The sequence below is a fragment of the Anaerotruncus sp. genome (assembly GCF_057433415.1).
In genome coordinates this window covers 1-18,844 of record NZ_DBMDHH010000048.1, presented here as the reverse complement: position 1 = coordinate 18,844, position 18,844 = coordinate 1, and the positions used below count along the sequence as shown (strand labels likewise).

The window sequence follows — 18,844 nt, the reverse complement described above, 5'->3', positions numbered from 1 at the left end:
ATATCTGCTATACTCGTTATCAAAGACAACCGACACAGGAGATGGCTATTATGGCGATTGGTGAACGCATCCACTTTTTCCGCACGATGCGGGGCATGACACAGAAATATCTCGGTATGGCGCTGGGCTTCCCGGAGAAATCCGCAGATGTTCGCCTTGCGCAGTACGAGAATGGTTCCAGAACGCCCAAAGCGGACGTGACCGCTGCGCTGGCACAGGCGCTTGACGTTTCGCCCAAGGCGCTGGATGTACCGGACATTGACTCCTATGTGGGGCTGATGCACACGCTGTTCACGCTGGAAGACCGTTACGGTCTTGAGGTCTGCGAGTGTGAGGATGAGGTGCATCTGCGCGTTCATATCCACAAAGGACGCGACGCAGCGGAGCTTCACAGGATGCTTTCCGCATGGGGTGCAGTTGCCGCCAAGCTGAAAGCGGGGGAGATTACCAAAGAAGAATATGACCGCTGGCGCTACCGCTACCCTGAACTCAACACCTCCGGTCAGTGGCACAAGATCACGCCGTCGCAGGAGCTGAATGATCTGCTCCTTGCTGATCTCAAGGAACATAGCGAAGAATAACAAAAGGCTCTGCCGACCTTCTTTTACAGAAAGTCAGCAGAGCCTTTTTCGCTCTCAATATAGGATTGGATGCGATAGCAAACCTGTAAACCATTCGCTCGCTAAAACAAGAACAAACAAAATGGCTTTAGTATCTGCTATCATTTTGCTATCAAAGAGGAAATGAGATTTTCAAAAAGTGAGTGTTTTCAAGGCTTTTCAGCCCATCATGTTCACTTTTTTCTCATTCCCACTCGATCGTCGCGGGCGGCTTGGGGGAGAGGTCGTAGCAGACGCGGTTGACCCCCGGCACTTCCTTCAGGATGCGGTTTGTGATCTTCATGAGCACCGGCCAGGGCACCTGCTCGACGTCTGCGGTCATCGCGTCGATCGTGTTGATCGCGCGCAGGATGACCGGGTACTCGAAGCAGCGCGCGTTGTTTTTCACGCCGACCGATTTAAAATCGGGGACGACGGTGAAATACTGCCAGACGGTATTTTCGAGCCCGGCGGCATGGAACTCCTCGCGGAGGATCGCGTCCGATTCGCGCACCGCCTCGAGGCGCTCGCGGGTAATCGCGCCGAGGCAGCGCACCCCAAGTCCGGGGCCGGGGAAGGGCTGGCGGTAGACCATGGCGTCGGGCAGGCCGAGGGCGGTGCCGCAGGCGCGCACCTCGTCCTTGAAGAGCTGGCGGAGCGGCTCAACGAGCTCAAACGCGAGGTCGTCGGGCAGGCCGCCGACATTGTGGTGGCTCTTTACCATCTTGGCGGTCTTGGTGCCGCTCTCGACGATATCGGGATAGATGGTGCCCTGCGCGAGGAAGTCGATCCCCTTGAGCTTGCGGGCCTCCTCCTCGAAGACGCGGATGAACTCCGCGCCGATGATCTTGCGTTTCTGCTCGGGGTCCGCGACCCCTGCCAGCTTGCCCAAAAACCGTTCGCTCGCGTCGACGTAGACGAGGTTCGCGCCCAATTCGTCGCGGAAGACGCGCACGACCTGTTCCGGCTCCCCTTTGCGGAGCAGCCCGTGGTTGACGTGCACGCAGGTGAGCTGGTCGCCGATGGCGCGCAGCAGCAGCGCGGCCACGACCGAGCTGTCCACGCCGCCCGAGAGGGCGAGCAGCACCTTGCGGGAGCCGACCTGTTTGCGGACGAGCTCGATCTGGTCGGCGATGAAGTTTTCCATGTTCCAGTTGGCCTGCGCCTTGCAGGTGTCAAAGACGAACCCGCGAAGCAGCTCCGTCAGCGCGGCGGGATCCTTCGGCCAATGGGGCAGGGCCTCGCCGCGCGCCGTGGGATGGTCGGCGGAAAGGGTCGGGATGCCGAGCGAATAGACTACGGGGTCGACGTCGACGGGCGCGCCGTCCACCACCCGGTTGGGGCCGCCGTTCAGGAGGATGCCGCGCACGTTTGGCAGCGCGCGCAGCTCGTCCGGCGTGATGTCGTGCGGGTAGATTTCGCTGTAGACGCCCAGGTCGCGGACGGCCCGCGCGAGGACGGTATTTTCGGTGCTTCCAAGGTCCAGAATAACGATCATGTCCTGCTGCATATGCTGTTTTCCTCCCATGTCCTGCCGAGCCGGCCTCAGAGCCATTCGATGGTCGCGGGCGGCTTGGATGTGATATCGTAGACGATCCGGTTGATGCCGCGCACCTCGTTGACGATCCGGCGGCTGACGAGGTCGAGCACCTCGTAGGGGATGCGCGCCCAGTCGGCGGTCATGAAGTCGGTGGTGGTGACGCCGCGCAGCGCGACGGTGTAGTCGTAGGTGCGCCCGTCCCCCATGACGCCGACCGACCGCATGTCGGTGAGCACCGCGAAATACTGGTGGACCTCCTTCTCCAGTCCCGCCCGGGCGATCTCCTCGCGGAAGATCCAGTCGGCGTCCTGCAGAACCGCGACCTTTTCGCGGGTGATTTCGCCGACGATGCGCACGGCGAGCCCGGGGCCGGGGAAGGGCTGGCGGTCGACGAGGTAACCGGGCAGGCCGAGTTCCCTGCCGAGGGCGCGGGTCTCGTCCTTGAAGAGCAGCCGCAGCGGCTCGATGATCTCCTTGAAATCGACGTAATCGGGAAGTCCGCCGACATTGTGGTGGCTTTTGATCGTCGCGGCGTCCCCCGTGCCCGATTCGATCACGTCGGGATAGATGGTGCCCTGCGCGAGGTAGTCGACCCGCCCGAGCTTTTTGGCCTCCGCCTCAAAGACGCGGATGAACTCCTCGCCGATGATCTTGCGCTTCCGCTCGGGGTCGGTCACGCCCGCGAGCTTATCGAGGAAGCGGTCGCGCGCGTCGACGCGGACAAAGTTGAGGTCATGCCCGCGGAAAGCCTCCTCGACCTCGTCCCCCTCGTTTTTGCGCATGAGGCCGTGGTCGACGAAGATGCAGGTGAGCTGGCCGCCGACCGCGCGGGAGAGCAGCGCGGCCGCGACCGAGCTGTCCACGCCGCCCGAGAGCCCGAGCAGCACCTTGCCGTCCCCGATCTTTTCGCGCAGGGACGCGACCGTGCTGCGGGCATAGTCGCCCATCGTCCAGTCGCCCTTCGCGCCGCACACCCGGTAGAGGAAGTTATGGAGCATGGCGACGCCGTTTTCCGTATGGAGCACCTCGGGGTGCATCTGTAGGCCGTAGAGCTTTTTTTCGGGGTTCTGCATCGCGGCGGTGGGGCAGCAATCGGTGTGCGCCGCGGCGGTAAAGCCCTCGGGCAGCCGGTCGATATAGTCGGTGTGGCTCATCCACGAGACGCCTTTTTCCGGAAGCTCCGCGAAGAGGGGGCAGGAGGTGTCGTAGTATGTAACCGTCTTGCCGTACTCGCGCGAATCGGGGCTGGTGACATGCCCGCCGAGGGTGTGGGCCATCAGCTGGATGCCGTAGCAGATGCCCAGCACGGGGACGCCCCGTTCAAAGACCGCCGGGTCGATGTGGGGGGAATCTTCCTCGTAGACGCTGTTGGGGCCGCCCGTAAAAATGATGCCGATGGGATTTTTCGCGAAGACCTCCGCAAGCGGGGTCTGGCTGGGGAGCACCTCGCAGTAGACCGCGCACTCGCGGACCCGGCGGGCGATCAGCTGGTTATACTGCCCGCCGAAGTCGAGGATCACGACCGTCTGGTGGTTCATATGGGTTCATCAATCCTTTTTTATCAGATACCTGCGGGAATACGTTTATTTTGCCACAAAAAGACGCAAAATACAAGCGGCAAGGAAACGATTGTTCCTGCCTGCGCGCCGTGCCGGGCAAAACCGGCGCGGGCGCGGAAAAAAAGACGGTCAAAGGAGGGATGGCGAAATGAAACGGCTGATTGCGGCCGCGGTGCTCGCGCTGGGCATGGCGATGCTCTGCTCGATGCGGGTGTACGCCGCGGGCGGGCAGCGGATTGTGACGCTGCCCGAGGGCGGCCCCTACCGGCTCGACGCGGCGGCCATCGAGCGGGAGACCGGCCCGTTTGAGGCGCTGGCGGTGACTCTCGCGCCCGAGGGGGACCGCGCGGTCCTCTTCTATGAGGGCGCGCCGCTGGCGCCCTACCGGGTGCTGAAGCGTTCGGAGGTGGACCGCGTGGCGGTCTTCGCGGCGAGGTCCGCCGCCGTCGGTTTCACGGCGCTTTCCTCCGAAGAGGACGCGCCCGGAGAGGCTCCCCGCATCCGGTGCATAAATCCCGATTTTTCCGGGCAGACTGATAACGGCGCGTCCCCACTGATCAAGGAGGTTGACTGGTTTGATCAATAAAATTGCGCTGATCCTGACCATCATCGGCGGCATCAACTGGGGCCTGATCGGCATCTTCCAGATTGACGCGGTCGCATGGCTTTTCGGAGGCTCGGCAAGCATCTTCAGCCGCATCATCTATACCCTCGTCGCCCTCGGCGCGATCTGGTGCATTTCGCTCCTCTTCCGCCCCGAAACGCGCGACGCGGTCTGACGGCGGCCCCAAAAAAGCGGCGGTTTTACCGCCGCTTTTTTATTTTCGCCGCCGCCCGGCCGTGAAAAACCGGAGGGCGCGGCCGGAAAATCTGCCCGCCGGGGTCCCCGAAGGTTGAAAAATCACCGCGGAAAGCGTATAATAATAGTACGGCAAAGGCAATGCGTACGGCCTGTGTAAAATGGGCGGGAAAGGAGCGGTTGTCATGGCGAAACGGGTGATCGTGACCATCGGGAGAGAGTTTGGCAGCGGCGGCCGGGAGATCGGGAAGGCGCTGGCGGATTCCCTCGGCGTGGAGTTCTACGACAAGGAGCTGCTCGAGGTTGCGGCGAAGGAAAGCGGCATCAGCAGGGACCTGTTTGAAAGCAACGATGAAAAACCGGTCAGCAGCCTGCTCTATTCCATGTCGGTCAATCCGTATTCCATGGGGAATCTGATGGGCGTGGACCATGTCCCGATCAACCAGAAGCTGTTTCTGGCGCAGTTCGACGCGATCCGCAAGATCGTCCGGGAGCGCGACTGCGTCATCGTCGGGCGCTGCGCCGATTACGCGCTGCGCGACGAGCCGGACTGCCTCAACGTGTTCATCCACGCGCCGCTCCAGTACCGCGTCGAGCGGGTCAAGCGGCTCTATGAGATGAGCGGCGGCGAGGCCAAGGACATGATCTCCAAAATCGATAAAAAACGCGCCGCGTATTATAACTCCTACTCGGACAAAAAGTGGGGGGAGATCGGCAGCTACCACCTCTCGTTCGACAGCAGCCTGTTGTCCACCGGGGACGCGGTGGAGCTGATCAAAAGCTTTGCGGCCATGAGGAAGTGAACGAAATACCCATGCGGTACAGCATCGACCGGCTCGAGGGGAATTTTGCCATCCTGGAGGCGGAAAACGGCGAGACGATCGGCGTCGAGCGCGCGCGCCTGCCCCGCGAGGCGGGGGAGGGCGACATCGTCGTCCATGAGATCGGCGAATTCAAGGTCGACGCGGAGGCGACCGCCGCGCGGCGCGCCCGCATCCGCGAAAAGATGGAGGCCCTCTGGGAAAAATAAACCGGTTATGTCGGGGCGGGACGCGCGGGTCGCGGCCCGCCCCTTTTCAGCCGCGGGCCCCGGCGGGCCCGCAATTTGCACGGATTGGATGAATGGGATATGATCAACTTTTTGCTGCGCCGCTTCGTGCGGGACAGCGACCGGGTGGAGGACCCGGAGGTGCGCGGACGGTACGGCGTTTTTTCGGGCGTGGTGGGGATCGTCCTCAACCTCTGCCTCTTCGCGGCCAAGGCGGCCGCCGGGTGGCTCACCTCGTCGATCGCGATCGTGGCGGACGCCTTCAACAACCTCTCCGACGCGGGCTCGTCGGTCGTGACCCTCGTCGGCTTCAAGATGGCCTGCGCCCCCTCGGACAGCGAGCACCCCTTCGGGCACGGGCGGATCGAGTACGTCTCGGGGCTGGCCGTGTCGATGGCCATCCTGCTCGTCGGGGTCGAGCTGGCGCGCGGTTCGATCGCGAAGATCCTGCGCCCCGAGGCGGTGTCGTTCAGCGCCGTGTCGGTGGTCATCCTGCTCCTCTCGATCGCCGTCAAGCTGTGGATGTGCTGGTTCAACCGCTCGCTCGGCAGCCGGCTCGGCTCCACCGCGATGAAAGCGACCGCCATGGACAGCCTCACCGACGCGGTCGCGACCTCCGCGGTCGTACTCGGGATCGCCGTCAGCTACTTTGCCAAGCTTAACATCGACGGCTGGATCGGCATGCTTGTGGCTCTCTTCATCCTCTATACCGGCTGGACCACCGCGCGCGACAGCCTCTCCCCTCTGCTCGGACAGGCCCCGGACGCCGCGTTCGTCCGGCAGATCGAGGAGACGGTGCTCGCCCATGACGAGGTGTCAGGGGTGCACGACCTCATCGTGCACGATTACGGGCCGGGCCGGCGGATCATCTCGCTGCACGCCGAGATGCCCTGCAACGCGGACATTTTGACCATGCACGACGCGGTGGACGTCATCGAGCTGGAGCTGCGGCACAAGTTCGGCTGCGACGTGACCATCCATATGGACCCCGTCGCCGTCGACCACGGCGAGATCGGCGCGCTGCGGGAGCGTGTGGAGGAGATGGTGCGCGGGATCGACCCGTCGATCTCGATCCACGACTTCCGCATGGTGAACGGCGTCACCCACACCAACCTGATCTTCGACGTGACGGTGCCCCACCGCTTCCGCCTGAGCGACGCGCAGGTTGCCCAGCGGGTGCGCGAGGGGGTGCAGGCGATCGATTCAAAATACTTCGCGGTCATCCGCGTCGAGCAGGCGTTCATCTGAGCCGCGCGCGTTGGCAAAATGAAAAAGAGGCGGGCGCTCCGTTTGGAGCGTCCGCCTCTTTTCCCGGAGTGGCCCGTTCAGGGCTCCTCCGGGTCCGGTTTTTCATTCCGGCTGCAAAATTCGCCGATCGCCTGCACCGTTTTGGAGAACTCCTCGTCCGTCTCAAGCGCGGCGATGCCTTCGTCGATCATCCGCAGGAGGTCGTCCTCCCGCCGGACCGGCTCGCTGCTCAAACTCATCCGTCCGCCTCCTTCCGCCCGCCCGGGCGCCGGGTTTTCCCCAGTTTAGCACATTTCACCGCGCGGCGCAAGGGACGCGGAAGCTTCCCGCCCACGGTTGCAAACCGGAAGGATTTGTATTAGAATAGAGGCGTCCCGAAAGGCGGCAAAGGGGGGATGGCATGGCGGATTCAATGATCACCAAGCAGGCGCTGGCCGCGTCCATCAAGGAGCTGATGGAGCGGGAGCCGCTTTCAAAGATCTCGGTGGGGGACATCACCTCCAACTGCGGGGTAAACCGCCAGACCTTCTACTACCACTTCAAGGACAAATACGAGCTTGTCAACTGGATTTACTATACCGAGACGGTCAAGCTCATGAGCAGCTTTTCCGACCGCGCCCACTGGACCGACGGCCTGGGCGCGCTCTGCCGCTACATGCGGGACAACAAGCGCTTTTACATCAACGCCCTGAGCACGCCGGGGCAGAACTCCTTCCAGGAGTACCTGCTGGAATTTGCCCGGGGGCTGGTCCGGTCGCTCGCGGAGGAGCTGCTCGGAGAAAGCCCGATCGGCGAGGAGGACCTCGAATTCATCGCCGATTTCTACGCGTTCGCGTTCGTGGGGCTCATCATGAAATGGGCACGGCACGGCATGAAGGAGGAGCCGGACGGCTACATCCTGCGGGTCAAGGAGATGACCGACGCGAGCATCCATTACGCGCTGGAAAAATATAAGAAGGAATAAGCGTCCGCCGGCAGACCGGCGGACGCGAACCGGAAACGCCCGGCATCCGAAAGGATGCCGGGCGTTTTGCCGTTCAGATCACGTTTTCCGATCGCGGGGAGAGCTGCGGGCCGAGCGGCAGCGCGGGGTTGACGCGCAGCGCGCGGCTTCCCGGGGAGACCGCCTCGGCGACGGACTGCACGTCGCGGCGGAAGTCGATGAGCAGCAGCGGACGCCCCTTGCGGCGGCCGCGGTCGCCGTTCACCGTCCGGCAGAGCCTGTCCTCGAGGGCGGGCTCCCCGGTGGGGCAGCGAAAGCAGCCGTAGAGGCAGTGCCCGGCGCGCATCCGGTCGAGGAACGCCCCGTCCAGCAGGGCGTCGGCGGTCCGGGAGGTGCAGGCGGCCGCGAAGCCGTAGAACCTGCGGGCCGCGTGCAGGAGCCCGAAGGCCTCGGAGGCGTCCGTTTCGGGCGTGACGTCGACCGAGACGGCGAGGTTGGGGGCCTTTTCAAGCAGGGCGGCGGTCTCGGGGGTGATCTGCGCGGCGGGCAGCTCGGCGAAGAAGGCGCTCTCGGGCCAGCGCGCGGCGAGCGCGCAGGCCTCCCGCGCGTCGGCGCCGCGCAGCACGAAGGTATAGCAGCCGAGGGCGTTCGCCTCGCGCGGGACGGGGGAATCCGCCCGGGCGGGCCCGTCGAGCAGGAGCATCCAGGGCAGGTGCCCGCCCCGCGCGGCCTCCTCCTGGCGGAGCCGTCCGACTCCCCAGGTGAGCCCCGACGCGCCAAGGTTGACCCCCATCGCGCGCAGGGCGCGCGGGTCCACCCAGTTGACGGCGTCCGCGGCAAGCTGGTAATAGGGGGAGGCGGGGCTTTGCAGCGCGGCGTGCGCCCGCGCGAAAAAGAGCTTCTGCTGCGGGCCCTTCGCGCAGCTGTCCCCGAGGTCCACGAGGTTGCGCAGGCTGCGCTTCGGGTCGCGCGGAAGGTCGCGCAGCGCCTTGTCGACGATCCCGGCCACCACCGCGCGCAGCATCCGGTGCTGAAATTCCATGTCCGCGGCCTCCTCAAGAGTGTTTTCCGACTTTATTATATCCGCCCGATGCCGGCCGCGGTATAGACAAAAAGCGGATTTGTCAAAAAAAACGACAGTTCGGGGGAGGTGTCGTATTTTTAGACAGATGAAAAATCTGTCTAATTACATCGCGCCGGCCGGGTGATATATTGGGTATGGTTTAAGAAGGGGAGGCGCGGCTTGGCGCTTCCCGCATGGAATGAGGGGGTTTTGGCTTGCTCAAGAAATTTGCGCGGGCGCTCACGCGCTCGCCAAAGACGATCATCCTTCTCGCGCTGCTGCTGCTCCTGCCCAGCCTGTACGGCGCGATCAACACCCGCGTCAACTACGATATCCTCTCCTACCTGCCCGAAGAGCTCGATTCCTCGCAGGGGCAGGCGGTTCTCGAGGACACCTTCCACAGCGCGGCGACCGCGATGCTGGTCGTCGAGGGGATGCCCGCGCGCGACGTGGAAAAGCTGCGGGACGCGATCGAGGAGGTCCCCGGTGTGAGCGACGCGATGTGGATCTCCAGCATGCTCGACATCAGCGTCCCCAAGGAGATCCTCCCGGACGAGATCAAGGATATCTTCTACAGCGAAAAGGCGAAGGATTCAACGATGATCATCGTCCAGTTCGAGCACCCCGGCGCCTCCAACGAGACGCTGCGGGCGATCGACGAGGTGCGCGCCCTCTGCGACGAACGGTGTTTTTTGGCGGGCGTGTCGATCTTCCTCAAGGACACCAAGGACCTCGTTGAACAGGAGATGCCCTTCTACACGCTGCTGGCGGTCGTTTTCTCGATCGTCGCCATGTCGCTCACGATGGAATCGGTTGTTTTGCCCTTCGTCTTTTTGATGGGCATCGGCTTCGCGGTGGCCTACAACTTCGGCACCAACATCTTTCTGGGGCAGGTCTCCTACATCACCAAGGCGATCGCCGCGATCTTACAGCTGGGCGTCTCGATGGACTACTCGATCTTCCTCTTTGACCGGTACGACGAGGAGAAGGAGCGGTTCGAGGACCGGCGGGACGCGATGGCGAGCGCCATCCAGGGGGCGTTCGTCTCCCTGTCCGGGTCGTCGACGACCACCGTGGCGGGCTTTTTGGCGCTCTGCGCCATGCGCCTCGGGCTCGGGCCCGACCTCGGGCTCGTGATGGCCAAGGGCATCGTCATCGGCATCCTCGTGGTGCTCGTCGTGCTGCCCTCGCTCATCCTCGTCTTCGATAAGCCGATCCACCGCTGGAGCCACCGGTCGCTCATCCCCGACCTGACAAGGCTCAACGACTGGATCATCGACCACAAAAAGACCTTTGTCGCGATTTTCCTCGTGCTCTTCGTGCCGGCGCTCATCATGCAGAGCAGGACGCAGATCTATTACAACATCGACCAGTCGCTTCCGGAGGATCTGCCGTCGACCGTGGCGACCAACAAGCTCAAGGACGAGTTCGACATGGCGACCACACACTTCGTGATCGTCGACGACAGCCTCCCCGCCTACCGGCTGAACGCGATGGAAAAGGAGATGGAGAAGGTCGACGGGGTGGAGGCGCTGCTCGCCTACAATAAATTCGTCGGCCCGGGCATCCCGGACAATTTCATCCCGCAGGAGCTCAAGGACATCTGCAAGAAGGACGGCAAGCAGATGCTCATGATCAACTCCCGCTACAAGGCGGCGCGCGAGGAGGAAAACGCCCAGATCGAGGCGCTGAATGAAATTGCCAAGCGGTACGACCCCGGCGCGCTGATCACCGGCGAGGGCGCGATGACCAAGGACCTGATGGACATCACGACGGTCGACATCCAGGTGACCAACGTGCTTTCGGTGCTGGCGATCCTGGTGATCGTGGGGCTGACCTTCAAGTCGTTCACCGTGCCGGTCATCCTCGTGGCGGCCATCGAGCTGTCGATCTTCATCAACCAGGGCATCCCGGCCCTGACCGGGACGGTCATCCCCTTTGTGTCGCCCATCGTCATCGGCTGCATCCAGCTGGGCGCGACGGTCGACTACGCCATCCTGATGACCACCCGCTTCCGCGAGGAGCTGCAAAACGGGCATGAGCGCGTCGAGGCGATCAAGATCGCCTCGAGCGCCTCGGACAAATCGATCATCACGAGCGCCTCGGTCTTCTTCTGCGCGACCTTCGGCGTCTCGCTCATCTCGAAAATCGAGATCATCAAGAGCATCTGCTCGATGCTGGCGCGCGGCGCCGTCATCAGCGCGCTGGTCAGCATCTTCATCCTGCCGTCGGTGCTGCTCGCCTGCGAGGGCTTCATCGCGAAGACCTCCCACAACTGGCGCAGCGACATCACCCCGCAGCCGAGAAAGCGGCTGGGAAAACGGCTCAAAGAGCTCCATGCGAAACAGGGGGAATCGATATGAAACCAATGCACCTTTCCTTGCGCGCGCTCTGCGTGCTGCTCGCCCTTTCGGTGGCGGCCTCCACGCTGCTTTCGGGCTGCGCGGCGGCGTCCGCCGAGGAACCCGCCCAGCCCGCCGCGGCGCAGGTCCAGGCGGAACCGGAAAAGGAGAAGCCGGAGAATCTCATCGGCACCAAGAAGAGCGAGACGGTCTACGTCAACCTCGACCCGAACGGCCGCCCTTACGACACGGTGGTCACCGACTGGCTGCACAGCGACACGCCCGGCGTGACCTTCGAGGACGTCTCCGACCTCAAGGACATCGAGAACATCAAGGGGGACCGGGGCCCCCGGCAGGAGGGGGAGCGCCTGAGCTGGCAGCTCGACGGCACCGACCTCTACTACACCGGACGCACCGGCAAGGAGCTGCCGCTCGAGGTGAAGATCACCTACCGGCTCGACGGGAAGGAGTACGACCCGCAGGAGCTGGCGGGGAAATCCGGCAGGCTGGAGATCCGCCTCTCCTTCAAAAACACCTCGAAGCATGAGGTGGAGATCGGCGGGGAAAAGACCGTCATGTACACGCCGCTCATGGTGGCGGCGGGCATGGCCCTCCCGGACGACACCTTCGGCAACGTCAAGGTCAGCGACGGCTCGGTCGTCACCGACGGCAGCAGCCAGGTGGTCGCGATGGTCTGCCTGCCGGGGCTCGGCGACAGCCTCGCGCTCGACAGCTACAGCGTCCAGGAACTGAACGACCTCGACTTCCCCGAGGAGTTCACCGTCACCGCCGACGTCGTCGACTTTGAGATGGGCCCGATCATGATCGCGGCCTCCCCCGAGCTGCCCGACCTCAACGACCTTAAAAAGAGCGACGAGTTCGACGACATGGAGCAGGACCTCTACGACCTGCGCGACATGCAAAACGACCTCGAGACCCTCGACCCCGACCGCGACATCCGTTCGCTGCTCACCGACCCCGAACGCACCGACGCGGCCAAGCTGATCATCGACGACGTCTTCGATTTCTACGACCTCAACAAGGATATCCTCGATATCCTGCCCAAATACGTCACCGACGAGAACGTCCGCCTCTACGACCGCATCGACCACGACCTGAGCGAAAAGGCGATGGGCACCCTGCTCGACGACGACGATCTCGCCGACCTCTTCGACCTCGTGGACGATTTGAGCCCCAACCGCTTGCAGGAGCTGGTGGACGACTACGACGAGCTGCAAAAGAACAAGGCGCTCAAGGCGCAGCTCGACCAGATCATCGCGCAGGCGGACCAGGGCGGCTTACAGACCCTGCTGGACGACCTCAAGACGGTCTACGCGGGCGTCAAAACCGCGCAGGCCTCCGACCCCGAGGGATACCGGGAGGGCCTCCAGGCGCTCCAGCAGTTCCTGGAGATCTGCCGGCAGATGAAGGTCCAGCTGGAGGCGCAGCAGACCCGCCTGCAGGCGCGGCAGGTCGTCATGGGCTACATCAATAACCCCGACGCCGCCGGGAAGCTCGACGACGTCCTCTCCGGCTCCAAGCTGAATCCGACCCTGCGCGACGAGCTGGTGCGCGCCAGCGCGAACGGCGACATCGTCGATCCGGGACACATCCGCCCGATCCGCAGGGAGGGCGACAAAAAGGCCGAACCGGTCACGAGCGAGCCGACTGTAAACGAGCCGGCCACAGACGAACCCACGACGAGCGAGCCCGCGACCGGCGAGCCCACGACCGGTGAACCCACGACGAGCGAGCCCACGACGAGCGAGCCCACGACGAGCGAGCCCACGACCAGTGAGCCCACGACGAGCGAGCCCACGACGAGTGAGCCCACGACGAGCGAGCCGACCGCAAGCGATCCCGCCGCGAGCGGGCCGGTGGTCAGCGAACCGGAGGGCGTGACCGCGGTGCTGGCCGAGTACATCGAATCGTCCGGCGGGGAGGACGCGGGAGCCGCCGGGAAGGGCGAAGAGCCTCCCGCGGAAGAGAAGAAGGACCCGCCCGCCGGCACGGACGACCCCTCCGGGGACGACGCGGACGGCAGCTCCGGCGAGGGCGGCGAAGGCGGCGGGGACGCGGACCCCGCTCCCGCGCCCGACGACGGTTCCAAGGTGGACGACACCGTGAAGAAGCCGGTGGACGAGGACCGCATGGACGTCTATGCGGAGATCACCGGGACGACGGCCGGCTACTATCTGCTGACCGGCGCGATCGACGAATATTTGAACAAGGCGGGCGACGATGAACTGAAGGAGATCGTCGAAAGCGCGCCGCGCGCCCGCAGCGCGCGCAGCGGCGGCACGGTCCCGGTCCCCACCGAGCAATACCAGCAGCTGATGGCCATGAAGGGCATGGTCGAGCAGATGGAAAAGCTGGTCGTGGCGATCGGCCCCGACGAGCTGCTCAAGCTGCTTGACGACGTGAACCGGTACGGCCCCGGCCTCGAGCAGATGGCGGGCCAGCTCCAGGGCACCGAGGTGCAGAAGTACCTCGACAGGATGCTCGGCCACCTCAAGGAGAACACCGACAACATGGAGACGCTCGTGCTCCTGCTCAAAAAGCTCGACGAGACCAACCTGCTCGACGAGGTGGAGAACATCGACGACCTGCGCGACGACCTTACCGACGCCCGCCCGATCATCAAGGCGCTGCGCCGCGATTTGAAGCGCACCGACATCCACAAGAGCCTGCACGAGTCGCCCGAGACGATCACCACGCTGCTCCGGATGCGCGACGACCTCGACGCGCACCGCGACATCACCGAGACGATGCGCAACATGCTACAGGATGAGAAGATTTCCCTCTCCCGCGGCATGATCGCCACCCTCGACCGCCTCAAGGACAAGGGCGCCGCGGACAGCGCGATCGAAAAGCTCGACGACCTCGACGAGCTGCTCGAACGCAAGGACCGCTACGTCGACCTCTCGAAGGAGTACGGCGTCTTCACCGCCGCGCCCGAGGGCCTCGACACCGACGTCAAGTTCGTCATGAAGACCGACGAGGTCAAGATCCCCGAACCCGCCGAGGAGACGGCCGCCCCCGTCGAGGAGAAGCAGGGCTTCTTCGGCTGGCTCAAGGGCCTCTTCACCTGAGCGGAAACCGAGTAAAAGGCGAGGGCCGCGGCGTCTGCCGCGGCCCTCGCCTGGTGTTTTTCAGAATTTGCGGGAGAAGATGTCGTTTTCGGTGAGCAGGCTTTCCACCGTGGGATATCCCAGCCGGCCGAGCAGCTCGATCACATAGGGGTTGTCGATCGGCGTGGGGCTGGCCGCGTCGCCGCCGTAGGCGTCCACGTTGCGCTCCCCCTCCTCGCGCGGGATGATCCGCTTGGGGCCGCCCACACAGCCACCCACGCAGCCCATCCCCTCGAAGAAGTTCGCGTCGATCTTCCCCGCGAGCAGGTCGTCAATGAGCGCACGGCAACCGGGCACGCCGTCCGCCTGCCGGGTGCGCATCGAAATTTTGCGGTGGGGGTTGAGCCGCTCGACGGTCGAGCGGACCGCCTCGCTCACCCCGCCGGTGCGCGCGTAGATGCGCCCCGCGCGGGAGGAGTGGTCGCGCTCGCGGTCCTCCAGCTTGGCCGGGTCGATCCCCGCCGCCGCGAAGATGTCCCGCACCTCCTGGAAGGTCAGCACGTAGTCGACCGCGCCCGCGAGGTCCTTTTCGCGCGCCTCCGCCTTTTTGGCGATGCAGGGGCCGACGAAGATGGTCAGCGCGTCGGGGTGCAGCGCCTTGACCGAACGGCCGCAGGCGATCATCGGGGAGACCGACGCGGGCAGGTGGGACTGCAGCTCGCTGTAGATCTTGCGGATCATCGCGATCCACAGGGGGCAGCAGCAGCTCGTGAGCTGGAAGTCGCCCTCCCGGGTGATGTTCTTGTCAAACTCGAGCGCCTCCTTGAGGGTGAGGATGTCCGCGAAGAGCGCGACCTCGATCATCCCGTCGAACCCGAGCCGCAAAAAGGCGCTGCGCAGCATGCCGGGCGTGACCGCCTCGGAGAACTGGCCCATGAAGGCGGGCGCGACGAGCGCGTAGACGGGGCCCTCGTGACGGCGCACCGCCTCCATCGCGGCGACGGCGTCCCGGCTCGCCTCGAGCTTTTTGGCGGCGCACGCGTCGATGCAGGCGGAGCAGCCGACGCAGCGGGTCACGTCGATCGCGACCCGCCCGCCCTCTTCGGGCGCGGAATGGATCGCGTCGAACGAGCAGGCGCGTTCGCACGCGCCCTCGCCGGGCGCGCAGCCGCATTCGCCCGTCCGCCAGACGAGCGGGTGCTTTTGGGGATTCAAGAGGCAGTCGAGCTGCTTGGGATCGAAGTCCTGCTGGGTGCGGATGTATTTGATCGCTTCGGGCAGGTTGCTGCGCGCCTGCGCGGCGAGCAGCGTCTGGTAGAGCTCCTGGAAGGTTGCCATGGCGTTCACACTCCTTGCGTTTCTTCCTTTAGGATATCCAATGCGGAAGGTTTCATCAATGGGAAGGGACGCAGAATTCACATTTTCTTCATAAAAAATCCCAATCTAAACAAAATTTCCCCGGTAAACTGGACATAAGCTAATAAGGGAGTCGTTTTAAATCCCAGGTCAACACCGCGGGCGCAAGCCCTGGCCTGGGGTCCGTGTGAGGTAACAAGACTTTTAGCGTGCCGCAGGCATGTTGAAGGTCTTTTTTATTGTGAAGCAATAAAAATGGCCATATATCCGGACGGCTGTTTTTTGATAGTTCTATCGTCTGCGGACAACAATAGTCCTGACAACAGTTTGAGGGAGTGTGGCAATTGTTTACTCAGAAGGATATCCGGCAGACCTGCGGGAAGCTCGGCGTGGACCCCGCCAGGGGGCTGACCGCGGCCGAGGCGTCGGCGCGCCTCCAAAAGCACGGGCCCAACGAGCTTGCGGAAAAGAAGCGGAAATCGAAGCTCGCGATGTTCCTTTCCCAGCTCAACGACCCGATGATCTACATCCTCTTTGCCGCGGCGGCGATCTCCATCTTCCTGCGGGAAGTCTCCGACGCGGTGATCATCCTGCTCGTTGTGCTCTTAAACGCCGTCATCGGCATGACGCAGGAGGCCAAGGCGGAGCAGGCGCTCGAGGCGCTCAAAAAGCTCTCGAGCCCCAACGCGCTCGTGCGCCGGGACGGCAGGCTTTCCGAGGTGCCCGCCGCCGGCCTCGTGCCGGGCGACATTGTGCTGCTCGAGGCCGGACGGGTGGTCCCCGCCGACCTGCGCCTTCTCCAGTCGGTCAACCTCAAGGTGGAGGAGAGCGCCCTCACCGGGGAATCGGTGCCCGCCGAAAAGGACGCCGCGTTCGTGGCCGAGGGGGAGCCGGGCATCGGCGACCGGGTGAATATGGCCTTTTCCTCGACGAGCGTGGCCTATGGGCGGGGCGAGGGGGTCGTGACCGCCACCGGCATGGACACCGAGATCGGGCGGATCGCGGCGATGCTCGCCGGGCAGAAGCAGGAGCTCACCCCGCTCCAGAAGCGGCTGGCCGACCTCGGCAAGATCCTGGGCGTCGTGGCGGTCGTCGTCTGCCTGGCGATGTTCGGCATCGCGGTGCTCCAGCGCCGCGACATCCCCGAAATGCTGCTGACCGCCATCTCTCTGGCCGTCGCGGCGATCCCCGAGGGCCTGCCCGCCGTCGTGACCATCGTGCTCGCGCTCGGCGTCCAGCGGATGGTCAAGGTCAACACGATCGTGCGGCGGCTGCCGTCGGTCGAGACGCTCGGCGCGGTCAGCGTCGTCTGCTCGGACAAGACGGGTACCCTCACCCAGAACCGCATGACCGTCACCAAGGTCTGGCTGGACGGCGTGCTGCGCGGCGTAAGCGAACTCGACTACGGCCGCGACCGGGAGTTCGTCACCGGCTTTGTGCTCTGCAACGACGCCTCCACCGCGGACGGCGCGCGGGTGGGCGACCCCACCGAGCTCGCGCTGCTCGACATGGGCGCGCCGCTCGGCGTGAGCAGGGAAGGGCTTGAAGCCGGGATGCCGCGCGTCGGCGAGCAGGCGTTCGACTCCGACCGCAAGATGATGACCACCGTGCACAAAACCGGCGCGGGAACCGTCTCCTATACGAAGGGCGCGACCGACATCCTGCTCGCCCGGTGCGAACGCATCTTCGAAAACGGCGCCGAACGCCCGATGACCGGTGCCGACCGGGAGGAGATCCTCGCGGCGGCGGGCGAGATGGCAAAGCTCGCACTGCGGGTGCTGGCGCTCGCGCGGCGGGAGGGAAACGAAGCCGCCGAGGAGGAGCACCTCTGCTTCGTCGGCCTCACCGGCATGATCGACCCGCCCCGCCCCGAGGCGAAGGCGGCCGTGCGGGAATTCAAAAACGCGGGCATCCGCACCGTCATGATCACCGGCGACCACCGCGACACCGCGCTTGCGATCGCTAAGGAGCTGGGCATCGCCGAGCGGGAGGAGCAGTGCCTGACCGGCGCGGAGCTCGCGGAGATGTCCCAGGAACAGCTTGACGCGCGGGTGGAGGATCTGCGGGTGTTCGCACGCGTCTCCCCCGAGCATAAGGTCATGATCGTGAAGGCGCTCAAGAGCCGGGGCCACATCGTCTCGATGACGGGCGACGGGGTCAACGACGCGCCCTCCCTCAAGGCCGCGGACATCGGCGTGGCGATGGGGATCACCGGCACCGACGTGGCCAAGGGCGCGGCGGACATGGTGCTCACCGACGACAACTTCGCCACCATCGAAAAGGCGGTGCGCGAGGGGCGCGGCATCTACGCCAACATCAAAAAGTCGGTGCTCTTCCTGCTCTCCTCCAACTTCGGCGAGGTGATCGCGATGTTCGTATCGATCGCCGCCGGACTGGCCGCCCCGCTGCGCGCGATCCACATCCTCTGGGTCAACCTCATTACCGACAGCCTGCCCGGACTCGCGCTCGGCGTGGACACCAAGGCCCCCGGCATTATGAAGCAGCGCCCCCGCGACCCGCAGGAGAGCCTCTTCGCGCACGGCGGGTTCGCGCTCACCCTCTTTTACGGCGTCGTGATCGCCGGGATGACGCTGGCCGCCTTCCTCTATTCGCCCATCCGGATGCTTACTTTGGCGGACGCGCCCATCTCCTTCGGCGGCATCCGCGCGCTGCTGGAAAACCCCAGCGTCCTCATCCACGCGCAGACCTACGCCTTCGTGACGCTCGCCACCTCCCAGCTTTTCCACGCCGTCGGCATGCGCGACGTCGACCGCTCCGTCTTCCGCATGAACCACCTCGAAAACCGGACGATGCTCCTTTCCCTCGCCGTCGGCGTCGGCCTCCAGATCGCCGTCACCGAGGTCCCCTTCCTGACGGCCGCGTTCGGCACCGTCGCGCTCTCCTTTACCGAGTGGGTCGACCTGCTGCTGCTCGCGCTGCTGCCGCTCGTTTTCCATGAGGTCAGGGTGCTTTTTAAATGGATTTTTGGGAGATTTGCCGCTCGGTGAGCGGCGGAGGCTGCCGCGCTGCGACGGCCCGCAGGCCTGGTGCCGGAGGCGTGTCCCACCGACGGCCGCCCGGCGGAGCTTCTTCTTAGATTTTCCGCCCAGGGGACGGAAGGCTTTTTCGCACCCCTCCGGGGCGCTTCAGATGAGCCGCCTTCGGCGGCAAAGATTGCCGGGACCCGCCCCGGCGGGCGGGCCGACTTCTTGCGCGCCCAAGAAGTCGGCGGAAGAAGGGCGCTCAAGGGGGGCTCACTTGAAGAAGATGGGGGCG

At 64.4% G+C, this 18,844-nt stretch carries 15 protein-coding genes; 10 read left to right on the top strand and 5 right to left on the bottom strand.

The window, feature by feature from the left end:
- Window positions 1-50: 50 nt before the first annotated feature.
- Window positions 51-581 carry a helix-turn-helix domain-containing protein gene (locus ACZO3G_RS11770; RefSeq protein ID WP_486847237.1) on the top strand — a complete coding sequence of 177 codons (531 nt, stop codon included), beginning with the start codon at window positions 51-53 and terminating at the stop codon, window positions 579-581.
- 223 nt (window positions 582-804) lie between these two features.
- On the opposite strand, the gene guaA (ACZO3G_RS11765) is transcribed toward ACZO3G_RS11770, so the two are convergent.
- Window positions 805-2,109 (bottom strand): glutamine-hydrolyzing GMP synthase, encoded by a 1,305-nt coding sequence (gene guaA, locus ACZO3G_RS11765; protein WP_276872556.1) that lies wholly within the window; start codon window positions 2,107-2,109, stop codon window positions 805-807.
- A 35-nt stretch (window positions 2,110-2,144) separates the two neighbouring features.
- The gene (gene guaA / locus ACZO3G_RS11760) at window positions 2,145-3,677 is read right to left on the bottom strand and encodes a glutamine-hydrolyzing GMP synthase (protein ID WP_276872555.1); all 1,533 of its coding nucleotides are present in this window, start codon (window positions 3,675-3,677) and stop codon (window positions 2,145-2,147) included.
- A 169-nt stretch (window positions 3,678-3,846) separates the two neighbouring features.
- Here guaA (ACZO3G_RS11760) and ACZO3G_RS11755 point away from each other — a divergent pair, with 169 nt between their 5' ends.
- The 5 genes from ACZO3G_RS11755 to ACZO3G_RS11735 all read left to right on the top strand — a co-directional run bounded on the left by ACZO3G_RS11755 (window position 3,847) and on the right by ACZO3G_RS11735 (window position 6,793).
- Window positions 3,847-4,284 (top strand): hypothetical protein, encoded by a 438-nt coding sequence (locus ACZO3G_RS11755; protein WP_101549604.1) that lies wholly within the window; start codon window positions 3,847-3,849, stop codon window positions 4,282-4,284.
- Window positions 4,274-4,477, top strand: a complete 204-nt coding sequence (locus ACZO3G_RS11750) for a DUF378 domain-containing protein (RefSeq protein WP_101549606.1) — start codon at window positions 4,274-4,276, stop codon at window positions 4,475-4,477. The genes ACZO3G_RS11755 and ACZO3G_RS11750 overlap by 11 nt, the downstream gene beginning before the upstream one ends.
- A 205-nt stretch (window positions 4,478-4,682) precedes the next feature.
- Window positions 4,683-5,300, top strand: a complete 618-nt coding sequence (locus tag ACZO3G_RS11745) for a cytidylate kinase-like family protein (protein WP_101549608.1) — start codon at window positions 4,683-4,685, stop codon at window positions 5,298-5,300.
- Window positions 5,301-5,311: 11 nt separating this feature from the next.
- Entirely contained in the window at window positions 5,312-5,527 is a 216-nt protein-coding gene (locus ACZO3G_RS11740) for a DUF3006 domain-containing protein (protein WP_276872554.1), read from the top strand.
- A gap of 99 nt (window positions 5,528-5,626) precedes the next feature.
- The gene (locus ACZO3G_RS11735; protein ID WP_101549612.1) at window positions 5,627-6,793 is read left to right on the top strand and encodes a cation diffusion facilitator family transporter; all 1,167 of its coding nucleotides are present in this window, start codon (window positions 5,627-5,629) and stop codon (window positions 6,791-6,793) included.
- A gap of 77 nt (window positions 6,794-6,870) precedes the next feature.
- Here the strand turns inward: ACZO3G_RS11735 and ACZO3G_RS11730 are convergent, their stop codons facing one another.
- Complete coding sequence (locus ACZO3G_RS11730) at window positions 6,871-7,032, bottom strand: hypothetical protein (RefSeq protein ID WP_172439169.1); 162 nt, start codon at window positions 7,030-7,032, stop codon at window positions 6,871-6,873.
- 161 nt (window positions 7,033-7,193) lie between these two features.
- Between ACZO3G_RS11730 and dhaS the strand changes: the two genes are divergently transcribed.
- Entirely contained in the window at window positions 7,194-7,757 is a 564-nt protein-coding gene (gene dhaS, locus ACZO3G_RS11725; RefSeq protein ID WP_101549614.1) for a dihydroxyacetone kinase transcriptional activator DhaS, read from the top strand.
- A 73-nt stretch (window positions 7,758-7,830) separates the two neighbouring features.
- Here the strand turns inward: dhaS and ACZO3G_RS11720 are convergent, their stop codons facing one another.
- Window positions 7,831-8,778 carry a hypothetical protein gene (locus ACZO3G_RS11720; RefSeq protein WP_158595685.1) on the bottom strand — a complete coding sequence of 316 codons (948 nt, stop codon included), beginning with the start codon at window positions 8,776-8,778 and terminating at the stop codon, window positions 7,831-7,833.
- A 236-nt stretch (window positions 8,779-9,014) separates the two neighbouring features.
- Between ACZO3G_RS11720 and ACZO3G_RS11715 the strand changes: the two genes are divergently transcribed.
- On the top strand, window positions 9,015-11,162 hold the full coding sequence (locus ACZO3G_RS11715; RefSeq protein ID WP_256152017.1) for an efflux RND transporter permease subunit: 2,148 nt from the start codon (window positions 9,015-9,017) through the stop codon (window positions 11,160-11,162).
- Window positions 11,159-14,233 carry a hypothetical protein gene (locus tag ACZO3G_RS11710; RefSeq protein WP_276873325.1) on the top strand — a complete coding sequence of 1,025 codons (3,075 nt, stop codon included), beginning with the start codon at window positions 11,159-11,161 and terminating at the stop codon, window positions 14,231-14,233. Before ACZO3G_RS11715 ends, ACZO3G_RS11710 begins: the two co-directional genes overlap by 4 nt.
- A gap of 60 nt (window positions 14,234-14,293) precedes the next feature.
- Here the strand turns inward: ACZO3G_RS11710 and ACZO3G_RS11705 are convergent, their stop codons facing one another.
- Window positions 14,294-15,550, bottom strand: coding sequence for a [Fe-Fe] hydrogenase large subunit C-terminal domain-containing protein (locus ACZO3G_RS11705; protein WP_302550133.1), 1,257 nt, complete (start codon window positions 15,548-15,550; stop codon window positions 14,294-14,296).
- 362 nt (window positions 15,551-15,912) lie between these two features.
- On the opposite strand from ACZO3G_RS11705, the gene ACZO3G_RS11700 reads away from it, so the two are divergent.
- Entirely contained in the window at window positions 15,913-18,576 is a 2,664-nt protein-coding gene (locus tag ACZO3G_RS11700; protein ID WP_276873330.1) for a cation-translocating P-type ATPase, read from the top strand.
- Window positions 18,577-18,844: the final 268 nt, after the last annotated feature.

What these genes read in the sequence shown, in the direction of transcription:
- ACZO3G_RS11770 (WP_486847237.1), top strand. Translation starts at nt 51, where the DNA reads ATGGCGATTGGTGAACGCATCCACTTTTTCCGCACGATGCGGGGCATG.
- guaA (WP_276872556.1), bottom strand. Translation starts at nt 2,109, where the DNA reads ATGCAGCAGGACATGATCGTTATTCTGGACCTTGGAAGCACCGAAAAT.
- guaA (WP_276872555.1), bottom strand. Translation starts at nt 3,677, where the DNA reads ATGAACCACCAGACGGTCGTGATCCTCGACTTCGGCGGGCAGTATAAC.
- ACZO3G_RS11755 (WP_101549604.1), top strand. Translation starts at nt 3,847, where the DNA reads ATGAAACGGCTGATTGCGGCCGCGGTGCTCGCGCTGGGCATGGCGATG.
- ACZO3G_RS11745 (WP_101549608.1), top strand. Translation starts at nt 4,683, where the DNA reads ATGGCGAAACGGGTGATCGTGACCATCGGGAGAGAGTTTGGCAGCGGC.
- ACZO3G_RS11740 (WP_276872554.1), top strand. Translation starts at nt 5,312, where the DNA reads ATGCGGTACAGCATCGACCGGCTCGAGGGGAATTTTGCCATCCTGGAG.
- ACZO3G_RS11735 (WP_101549612.1), top strand. Translation starts at nt 5,627, where the DNA reads ATGATCAACTTTTTGCTGCGCCGCTTCGTGCGGGACAGCGACCGGGTG.
- ACZO3G_RS11730 (WP_172439169.1), bottom strand. Translation starts at nt 7,032, where the DNA reads ATGAGTTTGAGCAGCGAGCCGGTCCGGCGGGAGGACGACCTCCTGCGG.
- dhaS (WP_101549614.1), top strand. Translation starts at nt 7,194, where the DNA reads ATGGCGGATTCAATGATCACCAAGCAGGCGCTGGCCGCGTCCATCAAG.
- ACZO3G_RS11720 (WP_158595685.1), bottom strand. Translation starts at nt 8,778, where the DNA reads ATGGAATTTCAGCACCGGATGCTGCGCGCGGTGGTGGCCGGGATCGTC.
- ACZO3G_RS11710 (WP_276873325.1), top strand. Translation starts at nt 11,159, where the DNA reads ATGAAACCAATGCACCTTTCCTTGCGCGCGCTCTGCGTGCTGCTCGCC.
- ACZO3G_RS11705 (WP_302550133.1), bottom strand. Translation starts at nt 15,550, where the DNA reads ATGGCAACCTTCCAGGAGCTCTACCAGACGCTGCTCGCCGCGCAGGCG.